19 protein-coding genes are annotated in these 16175 nt (G+C 73.2%); 14 read left to right on the top strand and 5 right to left on the bottom strand.

Going from position 1 to position 16175, the window contains the following annotated elements; all coding sequences use genetic code 11:
* From ACOV8S_RS01710 to ygfZ, 6 genes are all read left to right on the top strand, one after another.
* Positions 1 to 817, top strand: an 817-nt coding sequence (locus ACOV8S_RS01710) for a hypothetical protein (protein ID WP_448315578.1), incomplete at its 5' end; no start/stop codon positions are given.
* Positions 814 to 1677, top strand: coding sequence for a hypothetical protein (locus tag ACOV8S_RS01705; RefSeq protein WP_448315577.1), 864 nt, complete (start codon positions 814 to 816; stop codon positions 1675 to 1677). The genes ACOV8S_RS01710 and ACOV8S_RS01705, both read left to right, overlap by 4 nt.
* Positions 1674 to 2660 carry a hypothetical protein gene (locus ACOV8S_RS01700; protein ID WP_448315575.1) on the top strand — a complete coding sequence of 329 codons (987 nt, stop codon included), beginning with the start codon at positions 1674 to 1676 and terminating at the stop codon, positions 2658 to 2660. The genes ACOV8S_RS01705 and ACOV8S_RS01700 overlap by 4 nt, the downstream gene beginning before the upstream one ends.
* A gap of 240 nt (positions 2661 to 2900) precedes the next feature.
* Positions 2901 to 3476, top strand: coding sequence for an FABP family protein (locus ACOV8S_RS01695; protein WP_448315573.1), 576 nt, complete (start codon positions 2901 to 2903; stop codon positions 3474 to 3476).
* A 24-nt stretch (positions 3477 to 3500) separates the two neighbouring features.
* The gene (locus tag ACOV8S_RS01690) at positions 3501 to 3977 is read left to right on the top strand and encodes a Fur family transcriptional regulator (protein ID WP_448315572.1); all 477 of its coding nucleotides are present in this window, start codon (positions 3501 to 3503) and stop codon (positions 3975 to 3977) included.
* Between the two features lie 10 nt (positions 3978 to 3987).
* Positions 3988 to 4953 (top strand): CAF17-like 4Fe-4S cluster assembly/insertion protein YgfZ, encoded by a 966-nt coding sequence (gene ygfZ / locus ACOV8S_RS01685; RefSeq protein ID WP_448315570.1) that lies wholly within the window; start codon positions 3988 to 3990, stop codon positions 4951 to 4953.
* A 16-nt stretch (positions 4954 to 4969) separates the two neighbouring features.
* On the opposite strand, the gene dtd is transcribed toward ygfZ, so the two are convergent.
* The gene (dtd, locus tag ACOV8S_RS01680; RefSeq protein WP_448315568.1) at positions 4970 to 5395 is read right to left on the bottom strand and encodes a D-aminoacyl-tRNA deacylase; all 426 of its coding nucleotides are present in this window, start codon (positions 5393 to 5395) and stop codon (positions 4970 to 4972) included.
* Positions 5396 to 5552: 157 nt separating this feature from the next.
* Here dtd and ACOV8S_RS01675 point away from each other — a divergent pair, with 157 nt between their 5' ends.
* Positions 5553 to 6233: an RsiG family protein gene (locus tag ACOV8S_RS01675; protein ID WP_448315567.1), complete on the top strand. Its 681-nt coding sequence runs from the start codon at positions 5553 to 5555 to the stop codon at positions 6231 to 6233.
* A 170-nt stretch (positions 6234 to 6403) separates the two neighbouring features.
* On the top strand, positions 6404 to 7336 hold the full coding sequence (locus ACOV8S_RS01670) for an asparaginase (RefSeq protein ID WP_448315675.1): 933 nt from the start codon (positions 6404 to 6406) through the stop codon (positions 7334 to 7336).
* Positions 7337 to 7714: 378 nt separating this feature from the next.
* On the opposite strand, the gene ACOV8S_RS01665 is transcribed toward ACOV8S_RS01670, so the two are convergent.
* The gene (locus ACOV8S_RS01665) at positions 7715 to 7906 is read right to left on the bottom strand and encodes a hypothetical protein (protein ID WP_351112897.1); all 192 of its coding nucleotides are present in this window, start codon (positions 7904 to 7906) and stop codon (positions 7715 to 7717) included.
* 173 nt (positions 7907 to 8079) lie between these two features.
* On the opposite strand from ACOV8S_RS01665, the gene ACOV8S_RS01660 reads away from it, so the two are divergent.
* The 5 genes from ACOV8S_RS01660 (at position 8080) to ACOV8S_RS01640 (ending at position 11633) form a co-directional block, all read left to right on the top strand.
* Positions 8080 to 8985 carry a GntR family transcriptional regulator gene (locus ACOV8S_RS01660; RefSeq protein ID WP_448315565.1) on the top strand — a complete coding sequence of 302 codons (906 nt, stop codon included), beginning with the start codon at positions 8080 to 8082 and terminating at the stop codon, positions 8983 to 8985.
* The gene (locus ACOV8S_RS01655; RefSeq protein WP_448315562.1) at positions 8985 to 9722 is read left to right on the top strand and encodes an HAD family hydrolase; all 738 of its coding nucleotides are present in this window, start codon (positions 8985 to 8987) and stop codon (positions 9720 to 9722) included. The genes ACOV8S_RS01660 and ACOV8S_RS01655 overlap by 1 nt, the downstream gene beginning before the upstream one ends.
* A gap of 264 nt (positions 9723 to 9986) precedes the next feature.
* Entirely contained in the window at positions 9987 to 10433 is a 447-nt protein-coding gene (locus ACOV8S_RS01650) for a helix-turn-helix domain-containing protein (RefSeq protein WP_448315561.1), read from the top strand.
* 23 nt (positions 10434 to 10456) lie between these two features.
* Positions 10457 to 11095 (top strand): hypothetical protein, encoded by a 639-nt coding sequence (locus ACOV8S_RS01645; protein WP_448315560.1) that lies wholly within the window; start codon positions 10457 to 10459, stop codon positions 11093 to 11095.
* Positions 11096 to 11294: 199 nt separating this feature from the next.
* A complete protein-coding gene (locus ACOV8S_RS01640) occupies positions 11295 to 11633 on the top strand; it encodes a DUF2516 family protein (protein WP_448315673.1) in 339 nt (112 codons plus the stop codon).
* Between the two features lie 194 nt (positions 11634 to 11827).
* Here ACOV8S_RS01640 and ACOV8S_RS01635 read toward each other — a convergent pair whose 3' ends face one another.
* The 3 genes from ACOV8S_RS01635 to ACOV8S_RS01625 form a co-directional block, all read right to left on the bottom strand.
* Positions 11828 to 13276, bottom strand: a complete 1449-nt coding sequence (locus ACOV8S_RS01635; protein ID WP_448315558.1) for a PP2C family protein-serine/threonine phosphatase — start codon at positions 13274 to 13276, stop codon at positions 11828 to 11830.
* A gap of 281 nt (positions 13277 to 13557) precedes the next feature.
* Entirely contained in the window at positions 13558 to 14757 is a 1200-nt protein-coding gene (locus ACOV8S_RS01630) for an NlpC/P60 family protein (protein ID WP_448315556.1), read from the bottom strand.
* A gap of 417 nt (positions 14758 to 15174) precedes the next feature.
* Positions 15175 to 15549, bottom strand: a complete 375-nt coding sequence (locus ACOV8S_RS01625) for a cupin domain-containing protein (protein WP_448315554.1) — start codon at positions 15547 to 15549, stop codon at positions 15175 to 15177.
* Positions 15550 to 15657: 108 nt separating this feature from the next.
* Between ACOV8S_RS01625 and ACOV8S_RS01620 the strand changes: the two genes are divergently transcribed.
* A complete protein-coding gene (locus ACOV8S_RS01620; protein WP_448315552.1) occupies positions 15658 to 16134 on the top strand; it encodes a MarR family winged helix-turn-helix transcriptional regulator in 477 nt (158 codons plus the stop codon).
* The last annotated feature ends 41 nt before the right edge of the window (positions 16135 to 16175 follow it).

The raw sequence follows: 16175 nt of genomic DNA, 5'->3' as shown, positions 1-16175 counted from the left end.
GCCCGTGCCTGCCCCCGCGGAGCCCACGCTCGCGCAGCCCGTGCCCGTGGTGGAGCACGCCTCCGCCGCCGCGCCCGCGCCCGACGCGGAGCCCGTGCCCGCCGTGGCGCCCGCCCCGCGCCGCCGGGGCCGCACCGCGATGCTGATCGCCGCCGCGGCCGTCCTCGGCCTGGTCGGCGGCACCTGCACCGGTTACCTCGTCCAGGCCGAGCGGGAGCCCACCAAGCTGCCCTCGCTGTCCCAGCCCGAGCTGAAGCAGGCCAAGGGCGAGGGCCCGGACCCGCTTCCGGCCGCCCAGGACCGCAAGGTGAGGACCGACGGCGACCTGCGCAAGCTGCTGGTGAAGAGGCCCAAGGGGACCAAGGACGTCACGTCCGAGTTCGTCGGCGACGGGTGGATGGAACTGCCCGACTTCGCGGACACCTACGAAGAGCCCGCCGAAGCCTTCTCCGACCAGCTCCGCTCGGAGTTCCGGCGGACCGCGGTGACCTACTGGGAGAGCGGCCAGCAGATCACCGAGATCCGGCTGGCCCAGTTCCGCCACGAGGAGTCCCTCATGGCGGCGGAGCTCACGGACCGGCAGCTCAGCTTCACCGAGGAGAGCGACGTCGACAGCTGGCCGCTCCCCGGCACCGCCGACGGCATGGTCTACGTGCTGAAGGAGCCGGAGCGGGAGCCCGGCTACCTGCCGCTGTACGAGGCCAGGGCCTTCGCCTACCGCGGTGACATCGCGCTGGAGATCTGGGTCCTGGACACCAAGCCGGTCCCCAAGAAGACGATCATGAGCCTGGCCGAGCGGCAGATGGAGCGGCTGTGAGTGAGAACCCGACCTCGGCCGAGACGCCGCAGGAGCAGCCCGACGTGCGGGAGCAGCCCGACGTCCTCCCCGCGACGGTTCCCACCGTCCCCGGGGCGCCCGTCAGGAAGCCCGGCCGCGGCCGCCGGATCGCCCGCGTCGCAGGCGTGGTGGTGCTGGCCGCCGCCGTCCTCGGCGGCACCGGCTTCACCGTGGTGACCGTCCGCAACGCGGACCGCGACCCGGGCAGGCCCACCTGGGAGCACGCCGCCCTCTCCGCGGACGACAAGAAGAAGCTGCGGACCCACTACGAGGGCCTGCAGGCCATGCTGCTCACCTACGAGGAGACCGGCCTCGAGCGGGGCCCCGACCTCGGCGAGTACGGCTCCGACGCCGCGTTCACCGGCAAGCAGGCCGCCGAGCTCGCCAAGGAGTCGGTGAAGGACCTGCCCCGCACCCAGCGCCGTCGGCTGCAGCGTCAGATCGACAAGGAGCGCATCAAGGGCCAGGCCATGCGCAGCTACGCGAACAGCGACGTCTACGGCGAGGAGTACATCGTCGAGATCGTCCTCGCCCAGCAGGAGAACGAGAAGGCCGTGGCGGCGAGCGTCAAGGAGCAGCGGAAGACGTTCGACCTGCTCAAGCGGATCGGCTTCCTGCGCAGCGGGCCCAAGGTCGCCGGCCACGAGAAGAACGCCTGGTGCTACCTGCCCGAGCTGGACAAGGACGAGAAGATCGACGGCATGTACTGCATGGCGTTCCAGGGCGAGGTGTCGGTCATGCTGACGGCCGACGCCCCCAAGCCGATCGACAAGAAGGACATCGCCGGTCTCATGGCCAAGCAGCTCGACCGCATCGAGACCCCGGGGGAGGCGGTATGAGCGAGCAGACCGTCGATCGGACCGCACAGCCGCAGGAGCCGCAGCAGCCCACGCCGGTGGTGCCGCAGCAGTCCACCACGGAGCCGCCGGCACAGCCCGCCGCCTCGCCCACCGTGCCGGTGGACACCCCGGTGACGGCCGCCGCGCCCGCCGAGGAACCCAATCCCTTCGCCGCCCCGCAGACGGCCGTCGGCGACCGGCCCGCGAAGCCGGCCGGGGACCGGCGGCGGATGCTGCGGGCCGTGGGGCGGTGGACGGCCGCCGTGGTGGTGTTCGCCGCCGTCGGCACCGGCGCCGCCTACGGCATCACGTCCATGGAGCGCACCGAGGTGCCGGGTCTGGCCACCGAGTCGGACGGCCGCTGGGACTACCCCGAACTGGTGCGGCCGCCGCTGCCCGAGGGCAGCCCCGCCCCGTTCGCGGACGACAACCCGGCCGGCGCGCACTACGCCGACCTGCGCGAACTCCTGCTCCCGGCGCCCAAGGGCGCCACCGTGGACAAGGAGCTGGCGGGCGACCGGAACGGCTGGCTGGACAAGAAGACGTATCTGGCCGGCTTCGAGAAGGACGACCGGGAGGATCTGTCGCAGCTCCTCACCGACAACGGCCTGCGGCACATCGCTGCCCGCGGCTGGACCATGCCGGACGGCACCCGCACGGAGATCCACCTGCTCCACTTCGCGACCACGGAGCAGGTCGAGGGCGGTGTACTGAGCGAGTTCATCAGCTTCGACGAGCCCGACTTCCCGCCGGCGGGCACCGAGTCGTGGGCGGTGGACGAGAAGTACCCCGCCAAGGCGGACGTCTCCGAGGTCGCCACCACCGCGTACGTCGAGGAGAAGCCCTACGGCGACGAGCAGAGCCGTCAGGCGTACCTGTCCGCCGGTGACACCCTCGCGGTGATCACCCAGACGAGGAAGGGCACCGCCCCGGCTGTCCCCTTCCAGCAGACCGTCGCGCTGCAGGCCCAGCTGCTCGGCTGAGCCACCTCGCAGGAAGAGCCGGACCCCAGGCGCGTAAGCTGGGGTCCGGCTCTTGTGTACACCGCTATACCGCGCTCATCTGAGGAGCACCCGTGGAGATCTTCTTTTCGGCCCTGCTGGTCCTTGTCTGCCTCGGCGTTCTCGCCTTCGCGGGCCTGACCGTGAAGAAGCTGTACCAGGGCCAGCGCTGACCAGCGCCTCGACCGATCCGTTCAAGCCACTCGCGACGAAGAGCAACTCATGATCGAGATCCCGTCCGACCTTCACCCGGACCTCGTCCCGCTCGCCTTCCTGCTCGGCAACTGGGCCGGCGCGGGCGTGCACGACTTCCCCGGCTCCGAGAAGTGCAACTTCGGCCAGGAGGTCACCTTCAGCCACGACGGCCGGGACTTCCTGGAGTACCGCTCCCACACCTGGGTGCTGGACAACGACGGGAACAAGGTCCGCCCGCTGGAGACCGAGACCGGCTTCTGGCGGATCGACAAGGACCGCAACGTCGAGATCGTGATGACCCGCGACGACGGCGTGGTCGAGGTCTGGTACGGACAGATGGCCGACAAGAAGCCGCAGATCGACGTCGTCACCGACGCGGTCGCCCGGACCCGCGCCTCCGGGCCGTACAGCGGCGGCAAGCGCCTGTACGGCTACGTGAAGAGCGACCTGATGTGGGTGGGCGAGAAGCAGACCCCCGAGGTCGAGCTGCGCCCCTACATGTCGGCCCACCTGAAGAAGGTCGTCACGCCGGAGGAGGTCGAGCGCTGGGCCAAGGCCCTGCCCGACGATATGCCCGACGACGGGATTGCCTTCTTCAAGTAGGCCGGAGAGACCTAGACTTTCGGTGTGGTGAGCACCGACTGGAAGACTGACCTGCGGCAGCGCGGCTACCGGCTGACCCCGCAGCGGCAACTCGTGCTCGAAGCGGTCGAGACACTGGAGCACGCGACCCCCGACGACATCCTCGGCGAAGTGAGGAGAACGGCGTCGGGGGTCAACATTTCCACCGTCTACCGGACCCTGGAGCTCCTCGAGGAGCTCGGCCTGGTCAGCCATGCCCATCTGGGGCACGGCGCCCCGACCTACCACCTCGCCGACCGGCACCAGCACCTGCACCTGGTCTGCCGGGACTGCGGCGAGGTGATCGAGGCGGACGTCGCGGTGGCGGAGGAGTTCACCGCCAAGCTCCGGGCGACCTTCGGGTTCGACACCGACATGAAGCACTTCGCGATCTTCGGGCGGTGCGAGCGGTGCGGCAAGGAACCGCCTTCCGCCGCGGGCCCCGCTCCCGCGCCCGGGGATCCCGCCGACCGAGACACGTAGGGTGATCCGTATGAAGAGTCCCTTGCTGCTGTTGCCCGGCGCCGTCCCCGCCGAGGGTGTGGACGAAGGCGTCGCCGCGCACTACGGAGACCTGTTCCGCGAACAGCGGGCGCTGGCCGACGGCAGGGGCTTCGTGGACCTCTCGCACCGCGGCGTGGTCACCGTCACCGGCGACGACCGGCTGGCCTGGCTGCACCTGCTGCTCACCCAGCACGTCGAGCAGCTCCCCGCGCACCGGGCGACCGAGGCGCTGATCCTCTCCCCGCACGGGCACATCGAGCACGCCCTGTACCTGGTGGACGACGGCGCCACCACCTGGGCGCACGTCGAGCCGGGCACCCAGGAGGCGCTGATCGCCTACCTGGAGTCGATGAAGTTCTTCTACCGCGTCGAGGTCGCCGACCGCACCGCGGAGTACGCCCTCGTGCACCTGCCCGCCGGGTCGATCGCCGCCACCCCGGAGGGCGCGGTCGCCCGGGAGACGCCGTTCGGGCGGGACCTGTTCCTGCCCCGTGAGGGGCTGGAGGAGTTCGCCGGGGCCAACGGGCCGGCCGCAGGCATCCTCGCGCTGGAGGCACTGCGGGTCGAGCAGCACCGGCCGCGCCTGGGCTTCGAGACGGACCACCGGACCATCCCGCACGAGCTGGGCTGGCTGGAGAGCGCGGTGCACCTGCAGAAGGGCTGCTACCGCGGCCAGGAGACGGTGGCCCGTGTCCACAACCTGGGGAAGCCGCCGCGGCGGCTGGTCTTCCTGCACCTGGACGGCAGCGAGGTGCACCTGCCGCCGCCGGGGACGGAGATCCGCGACGCCGACGACGGCCCCGAGGGCCGCAAGCTGGGCTTCGTGACGACCTCGGTGCGCCACCACGAGCTGGGCCCGGTCGCCCTCGCCCTGGTGAAGCGCAACGTGCCCGTCGACGCCCGGCTGCTGGCCGGGTCGACGGCGGCCGCCCAGGAGGTCGTGGTCCAGCCGTAGGGCCGCCCGCGCGGGCCTACATCTCGAGCAGGACGGTGAAGGGGCCGTCGTTGGTGAGGGAGACCCTCATCTCGGCCCCGAACCGGCCGGTCGCCACCGTCGCGCCGAGCTCGCGCAGCCGCGCGACCACCTCGTCCACCAGCGGTTCGGCCACCGGGCCGGGCGCCGCCGCGTTCCAGGTGGGCCGGCGACCCTTGCGGGCGTCCCCGTAAAGGGTGAACTGGCTGATCACCAGAAGCGGCGCGTCCACGTCGCTGCACGACTTCTCCTCGTGCAGGATCCGCAGCGACCAGAGCTTGCGGGCCAGCTGGGCCGCCTTCTCCGGGGTGTCCTCGTGGGTGACCCCGACGAGGACGCACAGCCCCTCACCAGTGATCTCTCCGACCGTCTCGCCCTCGACGACGACGCTCGCGCCGTCCACCCGCTGTACCACCGCTCGCATGGGCCCCATCATGCCGTGCCGCCGAACGGTCGGTCCGCCCGGCCCCGGGAGGTTCGCACGCCCCCCATCAGGGGACGATCATGGACACTCGCGCACATTGCGGCCACTTGGGGTGGCACGATGCAAGTCCACACGCCGGTCGCGGGCGACCAAGGAGATGCTGGAGCAGATGAGGACACCGGGAACGCACATCGGCGGACGGGCGGCCGAGCGGGACGGGCAGGCGGTGGCGGGTCGCGCCTTCGCGCAGCGGACGCCCTCCCACGACATGGCGGCCGCCTCCGCGGCCTCCACCCCGCAGGGCGCGGCCTGCGGGGCCGGTACGCCGCCGGCGGTCGCGCCGGTCGCCGGGCTGCCGATGGCCGAGATCCGCGCGCTGCGGCGCCGGGCGCAGGCCGAGGAGACGGACCTCAGCTACCTGCGGCGGCTGCTGCAGGGCCGGATCGACATCCTCCGCGCCGAGCTGGGCCGCAGGGGCCCGGGCCGCCCCGGGCAGGGGCCGGCCGGCGAGCCGGCGCCGGTCATGGAGCGGCTGCCGGAGATCCTCCGGGACGCCCCGGCCCGCCATCCCTCGTCGGCCCGGCACGTCACCTTCTCCGCGCCCCGGAGCGAGGAGTACCGGCGGGAGGCGGGCGGGATGCTGGAGGAGGTCGGCCTCTCCGACCTGGCCGCCCGGACCGACGTCGAGCTGCGGGTGGCCCTCGCCCGGCTGGTGCGGCACGAGCGCGGGGTGTCGTCGCGCCGCCAGGAGCTGCAGCGCACCGCCGACGCGTGCGGGGCCGAGCTGGCGCGCAGGTACCGTGAAGGAGAGGCGCAGGTGGACGACCTGCTGCTCTGAGTCCTCCTGAAAGGCCCCGTACCGTGTCCGAGCCGACCTCCGAGCCGACCCGCGTCCCCGCCGTCGACCGCACCGCCCCGGCCGCCGCCCCGGCCGACCGGGTCGATCCGGCGGATCAGGCCGCCCGGACCTCCGCCGCGGCGGCGCCGGCCGCTCCCGCCGTCGAGCCGGTGCCGCTGGCGGAGGTGGTGCGCTCGGGCTTCGTGGAGGGGCGGCACCGCGGGCACCTGGTGCTGCTGGCGCCGGACGGGTCGGTGGAGTTCGCGCTCGGTGATCCGGGGGTCGTGGTCTTCCCCCGCTCGTCCAACAAGCCCATGCAGGCCGCGGCCATCCTGCGGGCCGGGCTGGAGCTGAAGGGCGAGCGGCTGGCGCTCGCGGCGGCCAGCCACTCCGGAGAAACGTTCCACCGTGAGCTGGTGCGCGAGATGCTGGGCGAGTTCCGGCTGCGTGAGGAGCAGCTGGGCTGCCCCGTCGACCTGCCGCTGGACCCGGTGGAGGCGGAAGCGTACCTGACCGCCGGCGGCGTCCGGGAGCGGGTCGCCATGAACTGCTCCGGCAAGCACACCGCCATGCTGGCCGCCTCCGCCCTCAACGGCTGGTCGCTGGAGGACTACCTCGACCCGGGGCACCCGCTGCAGCGGCTCGTGCACACGGCGGTCGAGGAGGCGGCGGGGGAGCCGGTGACCGCGGTGGGCACCGACGGCTGCGGCGCGCCCCTGATGGCGATCGGCCTCACCGGTCTGGCCCGGGCCTTCCGCTCCTTCGTCCTGGCCGAGCCGGGCAGCGCGGAGCGCCGGGTGGCGGACGCGATGCGGGCGCACCCGGAGTACGTGGCCGGAACCCGCCGTCCGGACACCTGGCTGATGCGCGAGGTGCCGGGAGTCCTGTCGAAGATGGGCGCCGAGGCCGTGCAGGCCGTGGCCCTGCCGGACGGGCGGGCGCTGGCGTTCAAGGTGGAGGACGGCGCGACACGCGCGCTCGGTCCGGTGCTGGCGCGGGTGCTGCGCCTGGCGGGGGTCGACGCCCCGGTGCTGGACCGCATCGGCCACGCGCCGCTGCTGGGCGGCGGCCGGGAGGTCGGAGCGGTCCGCGCGGCCTTCTGAGGCCGGGGCGTTTTACGGGGGTCGGTGCGCGGCTCGGCGTGGGGGCCGCAGGGGCCCCGCCCGGTCGGGCGGGCGCCCTGCCGTGAACTCTCCTGGTCGGACCTCCTTCCTGCCCGGTGCTCGCCGGCCGGTGGTGGACGGGACTGTGCTGGGGTGGTGCATCCGTAGCGTGCTCTTCAGTTGTCGAGTGCGCTCCCGGCTCCCCTCCGGAGAGGAGCGCTGCCGTGATCTCCGGCTCTGACGCCAACCGCCCGGCTGTTGCGCCAGGTTGGAAGAGTTGGCGACCAACTCATCTCTAGTTGTATCCATCTCGCCCGGTGGGGTAACCACCTTCTCGTGAACTCCCCGGAAATGGCGTGAAGTTGTACGCTTGCCGGGTCAGACCGCCGGCGAGGTGACGGTCACGGCGAGCACCACCGCACCCGCGGAGCTGCACGTCGGACTGTTGGCCTTGTGGCCGACGGTGAGGAGCAGCAGGCCGACGAGACCGGCCGTGCCGTACCTCATCTCGACGTACCGCTCGACCATGACGACGGCGACGGCTGCGGCGAGGGCGGCGAGGGCGGGCACGGTGCCTCCAAGGGGTCTCGGTCTCGCGGGGCGGTGCGGTCTGTGGTTCGCTCCCGGTGATGGAAGTGGGGCCAACTCGGTCCAACTCTGCCAAGTGTGGAAGTTGGTTGAGGTTATGTCCAGTTGGCGGTTCGTGAAACCAACCTCCGTAATCTGCACGGAAGTTGTACCGTTTGGTCGTGACTCAGGAGAACGTGGCAGTGACTGGCAACAGGAGACTCTCGTCCCATGAGATCGCCGAGGTGCTGCGCGACCGGATCCAGGCCGGCGAGCTGAAGGCGGGCGACAGGCTGCCCACCCAGGCCGAGCTCGCCGAGGAGTTCGGCGTGGAGCGCGGCGCGGTGCGTCAGGCTCTGCGCACCCTGCAGGAGCTCGGCCTGCTCACCAACGTCAGCAAGGGGAGCCCGCCGAGGATCGCCGAGCGCCGCCCCTCCTCGGGCGAGCCGCGCTCGGCCATGGTCGGCCTCGCGCCCCGGCTGGTGCAGGCGTTCCAGGAGCCCGCGGTGCGGATCGACGCGGTCTGCCTGACCGCCGAGACGCTGATGCTGGCGCTCGCCGAGCCGCTGCGGCTGGTCCACGAGGGCCGGGTCAGGCCGGAGTCCGTCGACGTGCGGATCCTGGTCCCGTCCCGGAACATCAACCTCGCCTTCCCGGTCCCGGTCGAGGGCCGCCGCAGGCGGGCCGACGGCGACGTCGAGCCGCCCGACCCGGTCCACGAGTGGTGGCTGGCGCAGCGCAACGCCCAGGGCCACGTCCTGCGCCACAACCTGCGGATGCTGCGCCACTCGCACGGAGTGGACGTCCGGGTCACCTTCCGGGCGCTGCCCTTCACCCCGCCGATGAAGCTCTACCTGCTCAACGGCTCCGAGGCGCTGATGGCCTACTACATGATCACCCGGCGGGAGGAGACGGTCGGGGAGAGCGAGGCGGTCGAGGTGTTCGACGGGATGAGCGCGGAGTCCCTCCTGTTCTCCTTCGAGCGCGCCGGGGCCTCGCGGGACGCGGCGTTCGTGGAACAGTCGCAGAAGTGGTTCGACGCCCTCTGGGAAACCATCACCACTGACCTGACACTGTCGTGATGGCCCCTCATGTGATGACTGCCGAGGCGGACCGCCTCGTCTCCCGCGCCCGTGTCGTCCTGTTCGCCCTCGACGGACCCCTGTGCCGGCTCTTCGCCCCCGGCGGCGACGAGGAGCGGCTGCTCGCCGACGACCTGATCGCCTGGCTCGACGGCACCGGGGCGGGCGGCGCGCTCCCGGCGGCCGTGCGGGCCGGCCGTGACCCCTACGCGGTCCTCGCGGCCGTGGCGGAGGGCCCGGACGAGGCGGTCGCGACCGCCTTACGCGCACGCCTGACCGCCGCCGAACTCCGCGCGGTGCCGAAGGCGTCGCCCACGCCGTGGGCCGACCCGCTGGTGCGCACCTGGGCCTCGTTGGGCGTGCGCACCGCGGTGGTGACCCGCCACGACGCCGAGGCGGGGAGCCGTTACGTGGCCGGGCGCGGGCTGACGGACGCGCTGCCCCGGGTGTGCGGCCGGGGGACCGGGCGCCGCGAGGAGTTCCGCTACACGCTGGCCGGGGCGCTCGCCTCGCTCGGCGCGGAGCGGGGCGAGGCCCTGTTCGTCGGCGAGACCCCCGCCCACCTCGCCGCCGCCCATGCGGCAGGCGTCCCCTTCCTCGGCCACGCCCGCAGCGCGGCCCGGGAGGCCTTCCTGCTGGAGGCGGGCGCCCGGCACCTGGTCGGCTCCCTGAAGTTCGTCCTCGACGCCCTCCAGCCCTGCCCCGTCCCGGCCAGGGCGGACCACGGCCAGGCGTGAGACCGGCGGGGGCCCGGGCCGCCGGGCACCCGGCCGGGCGGCTCACGGTCGGTCGCCCCTGGTCGCGGCCACGACTTCGGTCATGGTCCCGGCCGTCGGATTGGTCCGCCGCGCAGGGTCGCGGTGCCGCGGGCCGGGTGCTGGTGGGGCGTCAACTCCTTGTGTGGTGCGCGGCGTCGACGTGAGGACGCTCACCCGCGGGCGGCACGCAAGGCTGCTAGCAGGGTGCTTGCAAAAGTTAGCGCGAGGTGGCACGGTGTGGTCATGGCATCGCTCAACGTCGGTGGTCTCGGGGAGTATCTGCGCGAGCAGCGGCGCAACGCGCAGCTGTCGTTGCGCCAACTCGCGGACGCCGCAGGGGTGTCGAACCCCTACCTGAGCCAGATCGAGCGAGGCCTGCGCAAGCCCAGCGCCGAGGTGCTCCAGCAGGTCGCCAAGGCACTGCGGATCTCCGCCGAGACTCTCTACGTCCGGGCGGGCATTCTCGACGCCGAACGGGGCAGCGGCACTGCGGACGACGGGACGCACGGTCCGGACACCCGGGCCGTCATCTTCGCCGACCCCGTGCTCACCGAGCGGCAGAAGCAGGCGCTGGTCCAGATCTACGACGCGTTCCGCCACGAGAACGGTGCGGACGACGCGGCGGCAGGCGGACCTCGCCCGGCCGACGGCGGGGGCACGCCACCGGCACCACCAGACTTCCAGAAGTAAGCGATCCGGGAAGGACCATCCTCATGGCCATCACCGACGACCTCCGCAAGACCCTCAGCGACCCGACGCCCCTCTACTTCGCCGCCGGCACCGCCGACCTGGCCCTGCAGCAGGCCCGGAAGGTGCCCGCCCTGGTCGAGCAGATCCGGGCGGAGGCCCCGGGCCGGATCGAGGCGGTCAAGGCCGCCGACCCCGAGGCGGTGAAGGAGAAGGCCGTGGCCCGGGTGAAGGAGACCACCACGGTCGTCCAGGCCAAGGTCACCGAGGTCGTGTCCGGCCTGGAGCCCGACCTGAAGAAGCTCGGCGAGACCGCGCAGGGCCTGGCGCTGCGCGGCGTGGGCCGGGCGCTGGAGTACGCGGTCAAGGCCCGCGAGACCTACGAGCGGGTCGCCGAGCACGGCGAGCAGGCGGTCCGCGTCTGGCGCGGCGAGGCGGCGGACGGCATCGTCGACGCCGCCGCGGCGGTCGAGCCGCGGGCCTCCAGGCCGGCGTCCGCCGAGACCCCGGTGGCGCAGCCGCCCGCCTCCGCCGTCCCGCAGGACGAGCCGGCGCAGACCACGACCGACGCGGAGGCCGGTGAGGCCGCCGGGAAGAAGGCCGCCCCGGCCAGGAAGGCCCCCGCCCGGCGCACGGCGAAGAAGTCCACGCCGCCCGCCGAGTGAGCGCCCCGCGCGGCCGTCGCCGTCGGCCGTGCGCGGTAAGGCCGGGCGCCCCCGGGTGCCCGGCCCGCCTGCCGGGTAAGGGTCCACGGACAGCCGTAGGGAGCCACGGGCGGGAGACGAGTACCGTGGCTGACAGGACCTCCCCCAGGACCCGCTTCCGGGCCCGGGCGACCTGAGACTGGTGGTGGACGTTGTGCTGATGCAGGGCTTCAGCAACCTGATGTATCTGCTGAACCTCGCGCTGATCGTGTTCAGCGGGTTCGCGCTGGTGGACGCGGCGATCCGGCGCGAGGACGGCTACCGGGCCGCCGACAAGAAGACCAAGCCGTTCTGGCTGATCATCCTCGGGCTCGCCTTCGTGGTGAACCTGATCTTCCCGATCCTGTCGTTCCTGCCGATCATCGGCCTGATTGCGACGATCGTGTACATGGTCGACGTGCGCCCCGCCCTGCGGAACCTCCCGGGCGGCGGGCGCAAGAGCACCCGGGGCGGCTCCAGCAGCGACGGCCCCTACGGACCGTACAACGGCGGCCGCTGACCTCCGCCGTCCGCCGCCCGCCGTGCACAACAACGCCCACGACGCCTGCTCGGCGTCGTGGGCGTTGTTCGTAGCGGCGTTCGCAGCGGCTCACCCGATGGGCGGCGTGCCCTGTGGGCGGCGCGCCCGGCGTGGGTGGCGCGCCCCGTAGTTCGGGCGCCGTGGGCCCGGCGCCGGGAGCCGCTCCGGGACCCTCAGCCCCGCTCGAGGAGCAGGACGGCCACGTCGTCGGTGAGCTCGCCGCCGTTGAGCGAGCGGACCTCCGCCAGCGTCTCGCGCAGCAGGACCTCGCCGCTCAGCCCGGCCGCCAGGTGGTGCCGGACCAGGTCCGCCATGCCGTCCTCACCCAGCCGCTCGCCCTGGCCGCCGCCGTCCCGGCCCTCGATCAGGCCGTCCGTGTACAGCATCAGGCTCCACGCGTCCCCCAGCCACATCTCGGTGCGCGGCCAGCGCGCGTCCGTCAGCAGACCGAGCGCCGGGCCGTTCTCCTCGTAGGGCAGCAGATGGGCGCCCTCGCCCGGGCGGGCGATCAGCGGCGGCGGGTGACCCGCCAGACACACCCCGGCGCTGCGCCCGTCCGGCGCGATGTCCACCTGGCAGAGGGTCGCGAAGGTCTCCTCGCTGTGCCGCTCGTGCTCCAGCACTTTCTGCAGGGTGGCCAGCAGGTCGTCGCCGCTCAGCCCGGCCAGCGTCAGGGCGCGCCAGGCAATGCGAAGCTCCACGCCGAGCGCCGCCTCGTCGGGGCCGTGACCGGCCACGTCGCCGATCATCACGTGCACCGCCCCGTCCGGGGTGCGCACCGTGTCGTAGAAGTCGCCGCCCAGCAGGGCGCGCGAGCGGCCCGGCCGGTAGCGGGCCGCGAACCGCAGCAGGGAGCCGTCCAGGATGGGCGTGGGCAGCAGCCCCCGCTCCAGCCGGGCGTTCTCCTGGGCCCGCAGCCGGGACTCGGTCAGCCGCCGCTCCGCCGTGTCGGAGCGCTTGCGCTCCACCGCGTAACGGATCGCGCGGCGCAGCAGCCGCCCGTCCAGCTCGTCGCGGACCAGGTAGTCCTGGGCGCCGACGCGGACCGCCTCGGGCCCGCGCCGCTCGGCGTCGCCCGAGCTGGTGAGGGCCAGCACCGCGTGCCGGGGCGCGATCCGCAGCACGTGCTTGAGCACGGCCAGCTCGTCCTCGGCCGCGCCGTCCTGCGACGGGGCGGTCCGGCCGGGGGCGGGGAGGTCGAGGTCGAGCAGGATGCAGTTCACGTCGTCGGTCAGCAGCCGCTCCGCCTCGGTGAGGTTGCGGGCGGTACGGACCCGCACGGGCCTGCCGTCGGAGCCGAGGAGTTCGGTCACGACGGCGGAGCCGCCCGGGTCGGCCTCGATCAGCAGCAGCGTCAGCTGCGCCGGGGCGGGTGCCTTCTCGGCCTCCGGGGCGCTGGACGCGGGATTGTCCGGCGAGGTGTGCTCCTCGTGGTTCGGGGCGGTGGGGTGCGGGTCGTCCGCCGACGGGTTCGCCGATGCCGCGGAGGGGGCGGCGCCGGCCGGTCCCAGGGGGCGCGGGGCCTCCTGGACGGGAGCGCCGTACGCCCAGGCGCCGGAGTCCGGCGCCTGATCGCTCTCCACGGGCGGGACCGCCCGGGGCCGCGGTATGTGCATCGACATGGGTTCGGTTTCCTTCCCTCCCCCCGGAGCGGCGGGGCCGAGAGGGTTCGACGCCCGCCGAGTGGGGACCTTAGCGGCTCACCAGGGCACAACGGAATGCCGGACCGCCCTCGGGAAGCCGGGTCCGGCAGCGTCAAATGCCGCGTTCAGGAGCGCTTTCGGACGAGACGGCGGCCTCGGCGGGGATGACGAACGTCACGCGCCGAGGCCGCCCGGCAGGCGGGAGGAGGTGGAATGGGTCACTCCGTCACGCCCGCACCGGAAGGGGATGTTCCGGTGCGTCAGTCCTTCTTTCCGTCCTTCTGTCCTTCGCTCTTCTGCCCGTCGCTCCGCTGTCCTCCGGACTGTCCGGCCTCGACGCTCGGCTGCTTCGGGTCGGGGCGCACCACGCCCAGGATCGGCATGGTGCCCGCGCCGGCCACGGTCACCGAACGGCCGGGGCGCGGGGCGTGGATCATCCGGCCGTCGCCCAGGTACATGGCGACGTGGGTGGCGTCGCTGTTGTAGATGATCAGGTCGCCCGGGCGCATCTGCTGGACGGGCACCCGGTGCAGCCGCCGCCACTGCTCCTGCGAGGTGCGCGGGATGCCGTACCCGGCCGCGGCCCACGCCTGGGAGGTCAGGCCCGAGCAGTCGAAGGAGTCGGGGCCCTCGGCGCCCCACACGTACGGCTTGCCCAACTGCTCGGAGGCGTAGGCGATGGCGCGGCGGGCGGAGTCGGAGGTGGCGTCGTCGAGGCCGGCGAGGATGCCGGAGCCCACCCAGGCGGCCTGGGACCGGCGGTCGGCCTCGGCCTCCAACTCGGCGAGCCGCTCCCGCTCCTCCTTCTCCAGGCGGGATTCGAGCTCCTCCGCCTGCTTCACCTGCTTCTCGATCTTCTCGCGGGCCTTGTCCTTGGCCTTGCGCTGCTTCTCGAGCTTCTCGTACCGCGTGGAGGCTTCTCGCTCCAGCTTCTTGAGGTCTTCCTTGGACTCGTCGAGGTCCGTGAGCACGCCCTTGGCGGCCTTCTCGCCCTCCCGTACGCGCCGGGCTCCGTCGAGGAAGTCCTCGGGGTCGTCGCTCAGCCAGAGCCGGGCCTCCGGGGGCAGCCCGGCTCCGCGGTACTGGGCGCGGGCGGCGGCCCCGGCCCGCTGACGCAGGTCGTCCAGCCGCTGCTGGACGTCGTAGATCTGATCGGTGATCCCGGCGATCTCCCGGGACTGCTCCTTCGCCTTCTCCTCGGCCGCGTTGTACGCGTCGGTGGCGCGGGCCGCCTCGCGGTAGAGGGCGTCGAGCTGCTCGCGGACCGCCTCGAGTTGCGCGGTGCTGGCGGGAACGGGCGCGGGGTCGTTCGCCGCGCTCGCGGCGGCCGGCACATGGGTGCCCGCGTACGCCACGCCCGGCGCGCCCACCGCGGTGATCGCGCAGACCAGCGCCACGGCCGCGACGATCAGCCCGCGGCGGCTCGGGCCGCGTCCGCCTCTTCCTCTGCCTGCTGCCATGGGTCGCCTCCCACCTGTCTTACCGTCGGTAACATCACACGTCCCTTGGGGATGCTGTCATGCCGCACGGGCAAAGCGACAGAGGTCGTGCCGAGCCGGCCGGAGTCGGGCATGCCGACCGCCGCCTCGGCCGGCCCCGGCCGCCCCCGGTCGCGACCGCCGTTCCCCTCCTGGCGGGCGCGCGTGACGATCCCTCAGGTGGTGTGACGAACAGTGTGAAGCGATCGTTCCCGAGGCGCGAGTCCGTTCGGGTGACGTTTGGTCAGGGGCATCAGCGAGGGGCGGCGGTGCCGGCCGGGACCGCCGCGACGGCGGCCCCCGCCGGGCGACAACGGTCCCGGTCACGTGACGGTGGCCCCGGCGTCGTGGCGGCCCCGGCCCTGTGGCGGCACGGTCCCGGCCGGACGTGAGGCGGCGTCACTCCGCCCAGGGCAGGACGATCCTGTCCTCGCCGCCGGGCAGCATCGCCCTGCCGCCGGCCGGCATGGCGACCAGCGCCTGGGCCGGTCCGCCCACCGCCGTGACCTGCCGCACCGCACCCGCGGGCAGCAGCACGGCCTGACCGGCCTTCGCCCGCTCCACGGCGCCCTCGACCTCCACCTGGAACTCGCCCGACAGCGGCATCCAGACCTGCTCGCGGTCGATCAGGTGCACCGGCGTCGCCGCCCCCTCGCCCAGCTCCACCCGCCAGGTGCTGAGCTCCTTGCTCCCCTGGCTCGGAGCCGCCAGCGCGAACATCGCCCCCGCGCCCGTCCTGGTCGTCCGCTGCTCGGTCTCGTCGATCACCGTCATGGAGTACCCCCTCGTGTCTGCGCGTCCGGCGGGCGCGGTCATGTGTAAAGCCTCTTTACTCACACCGCTGAGTAAAGAGGCTTTACATACCTGTGTCAAGATGAATCGATGGAGACCACGCACGACCCGCTGGAGCGGACCGAGCTCACCTTCCTGCTCGGCATGGCGTTCCAGCTGGTCCTCACCGAGTTCGTGAGCCGGCTCGACGCCGCGGGCTACGACGACCTGCGCCCGATGCACGGCCTGGTCTTCCAGGCGTTGCGCGGAGCCGGCGCGACCAGCAGCGAACTCGCCGAGACGCTCGGGGTCACCAAGCAGGCCGCCGGGCAGATCGTCGACGACCTGGAGAAACGCGGTTACGTCGAGCGCCGCCCGCACCCCGCGGGCGGCCGCCGCAAGCTGGTCGTCCTCACCGCCCGGGCCCAGGAGCACCTCGCGGTGGCGGGCCGGACCCTGCACGGCCTCGAGGCCGAACTGGCGGCGCGGCTCGAGGAGTCGGGCCTGCGGCTCCCGCGCGCCGAACTCGCCGCCCTGGTCCGCGTCATGGCGGGCGACTCCCCGCCGCCGCTGCGCCCCCTGTGGTGACCTGACCCCCGCCCCGGGGCGGGGGTCAGGTCACCACAGGG

This window comes from Streptomyces sp. CO7 (genome assembly GCF_053474865.1).
The sequence above is the reverse complement of the archived record's forward strand: the minus strand, read 5'-3'. Positions and strand labels throughout refer to the sequence as shown.

Bases quoted from the DNA above. Each gene is read 5' to 3' on its own strand.
- ACOV8S_RS01625 (WP_448315554.1), bottom strand. From the start codon at position 15,549: ATGACGGTGATCGACGAGACCGAGCAGCGGACGACCAGGACGGGCGCG.
- ACOV8S_RS01635 (WP_448315558.1), bottom strand. From the start codon at position 13,276: ATGTCGATGCACATACCGCGGCCCCGGGCGGTCCCGCCCGTGGAGAGC.
- ACOV8S_RS01645 (WP_448315560.1), top strand. From the start codon at position 10,457: ATGGCCATCACCGACGACCTCCGCAAGACCCTCAGCGACCCGACGCCC.
- ACOV8S_RS01655 (WP_448315562.1), top strand. From the start codon at position 8,985: ATGGCCCCTCATGTGATGACTGCCGAGGCGGACCGCCTCGTCTCCCGC.
- ygfZ (WP_448315570.1), top strand. From the start codon at position 3,988: ATGAAGAGTCCCTTGCTGCTGTTGCCCGGCGCCGTCCCCGCCGAGGGT.
- ACOV8S_RS01650 (WP_448315561.1), top strand. From the start codon at position 9,987: ATGGCATCGCTCAACGTCGGTGGTCTCGGGGAGTATCTGCGCGAGCAG.
- ACOV8S_RS01620 (WP_448315552.1), top strand. From the start codon at position 15,658: ATGGAGACCACGCACGACCCGCTGGAGCGGACCGAGCTCACCTTCCTG.
- ACOV8S_RS01695 (WP_448315573.1), top strand. From the start codon at position 2,901: ATGATCGAGATCCCGTCCGACCTTCACCCGGACCTCGTCCCGCTCGCC.
- ACOV8S_RS01700 (WP_448315575.1), top strand. From the start codon at position 1,674: ATGAGCGAGCAGACCGTCGATCGGACCGCACAGCCGCAGGAGCCGCAG.
- dtd (WP_448315568.1), bottom strand. From the start codon at position 5,395: ATGCGAGCGGTGGTACAGCGGGTGGACGGCGCGAGCGTCGTCGTCGAG.
- ACOV8S_RS01630 (WP_448315556.1), bottom strand. From the start codon at position 14,757: ATGGCAGCAGGCAGAGGAAGAGGCGGACGCGGCCCGAGCCGCCGCGGG.
- ACOV8S_RS01675 (WP_448315567.1), top strand. From the start codon at position 5,553: ATGCTGGAGCAGATGAGGACACCGGGAACGCACATCGGCGGACGGGCG.
- ACOV8S_RS01640 (WP_448315673.1), top strand. From the start codon at position 11,295: ATGCAGGGCTTCAGCAACCTGATGTATCTGCTGAACCTCGCGCTGATC.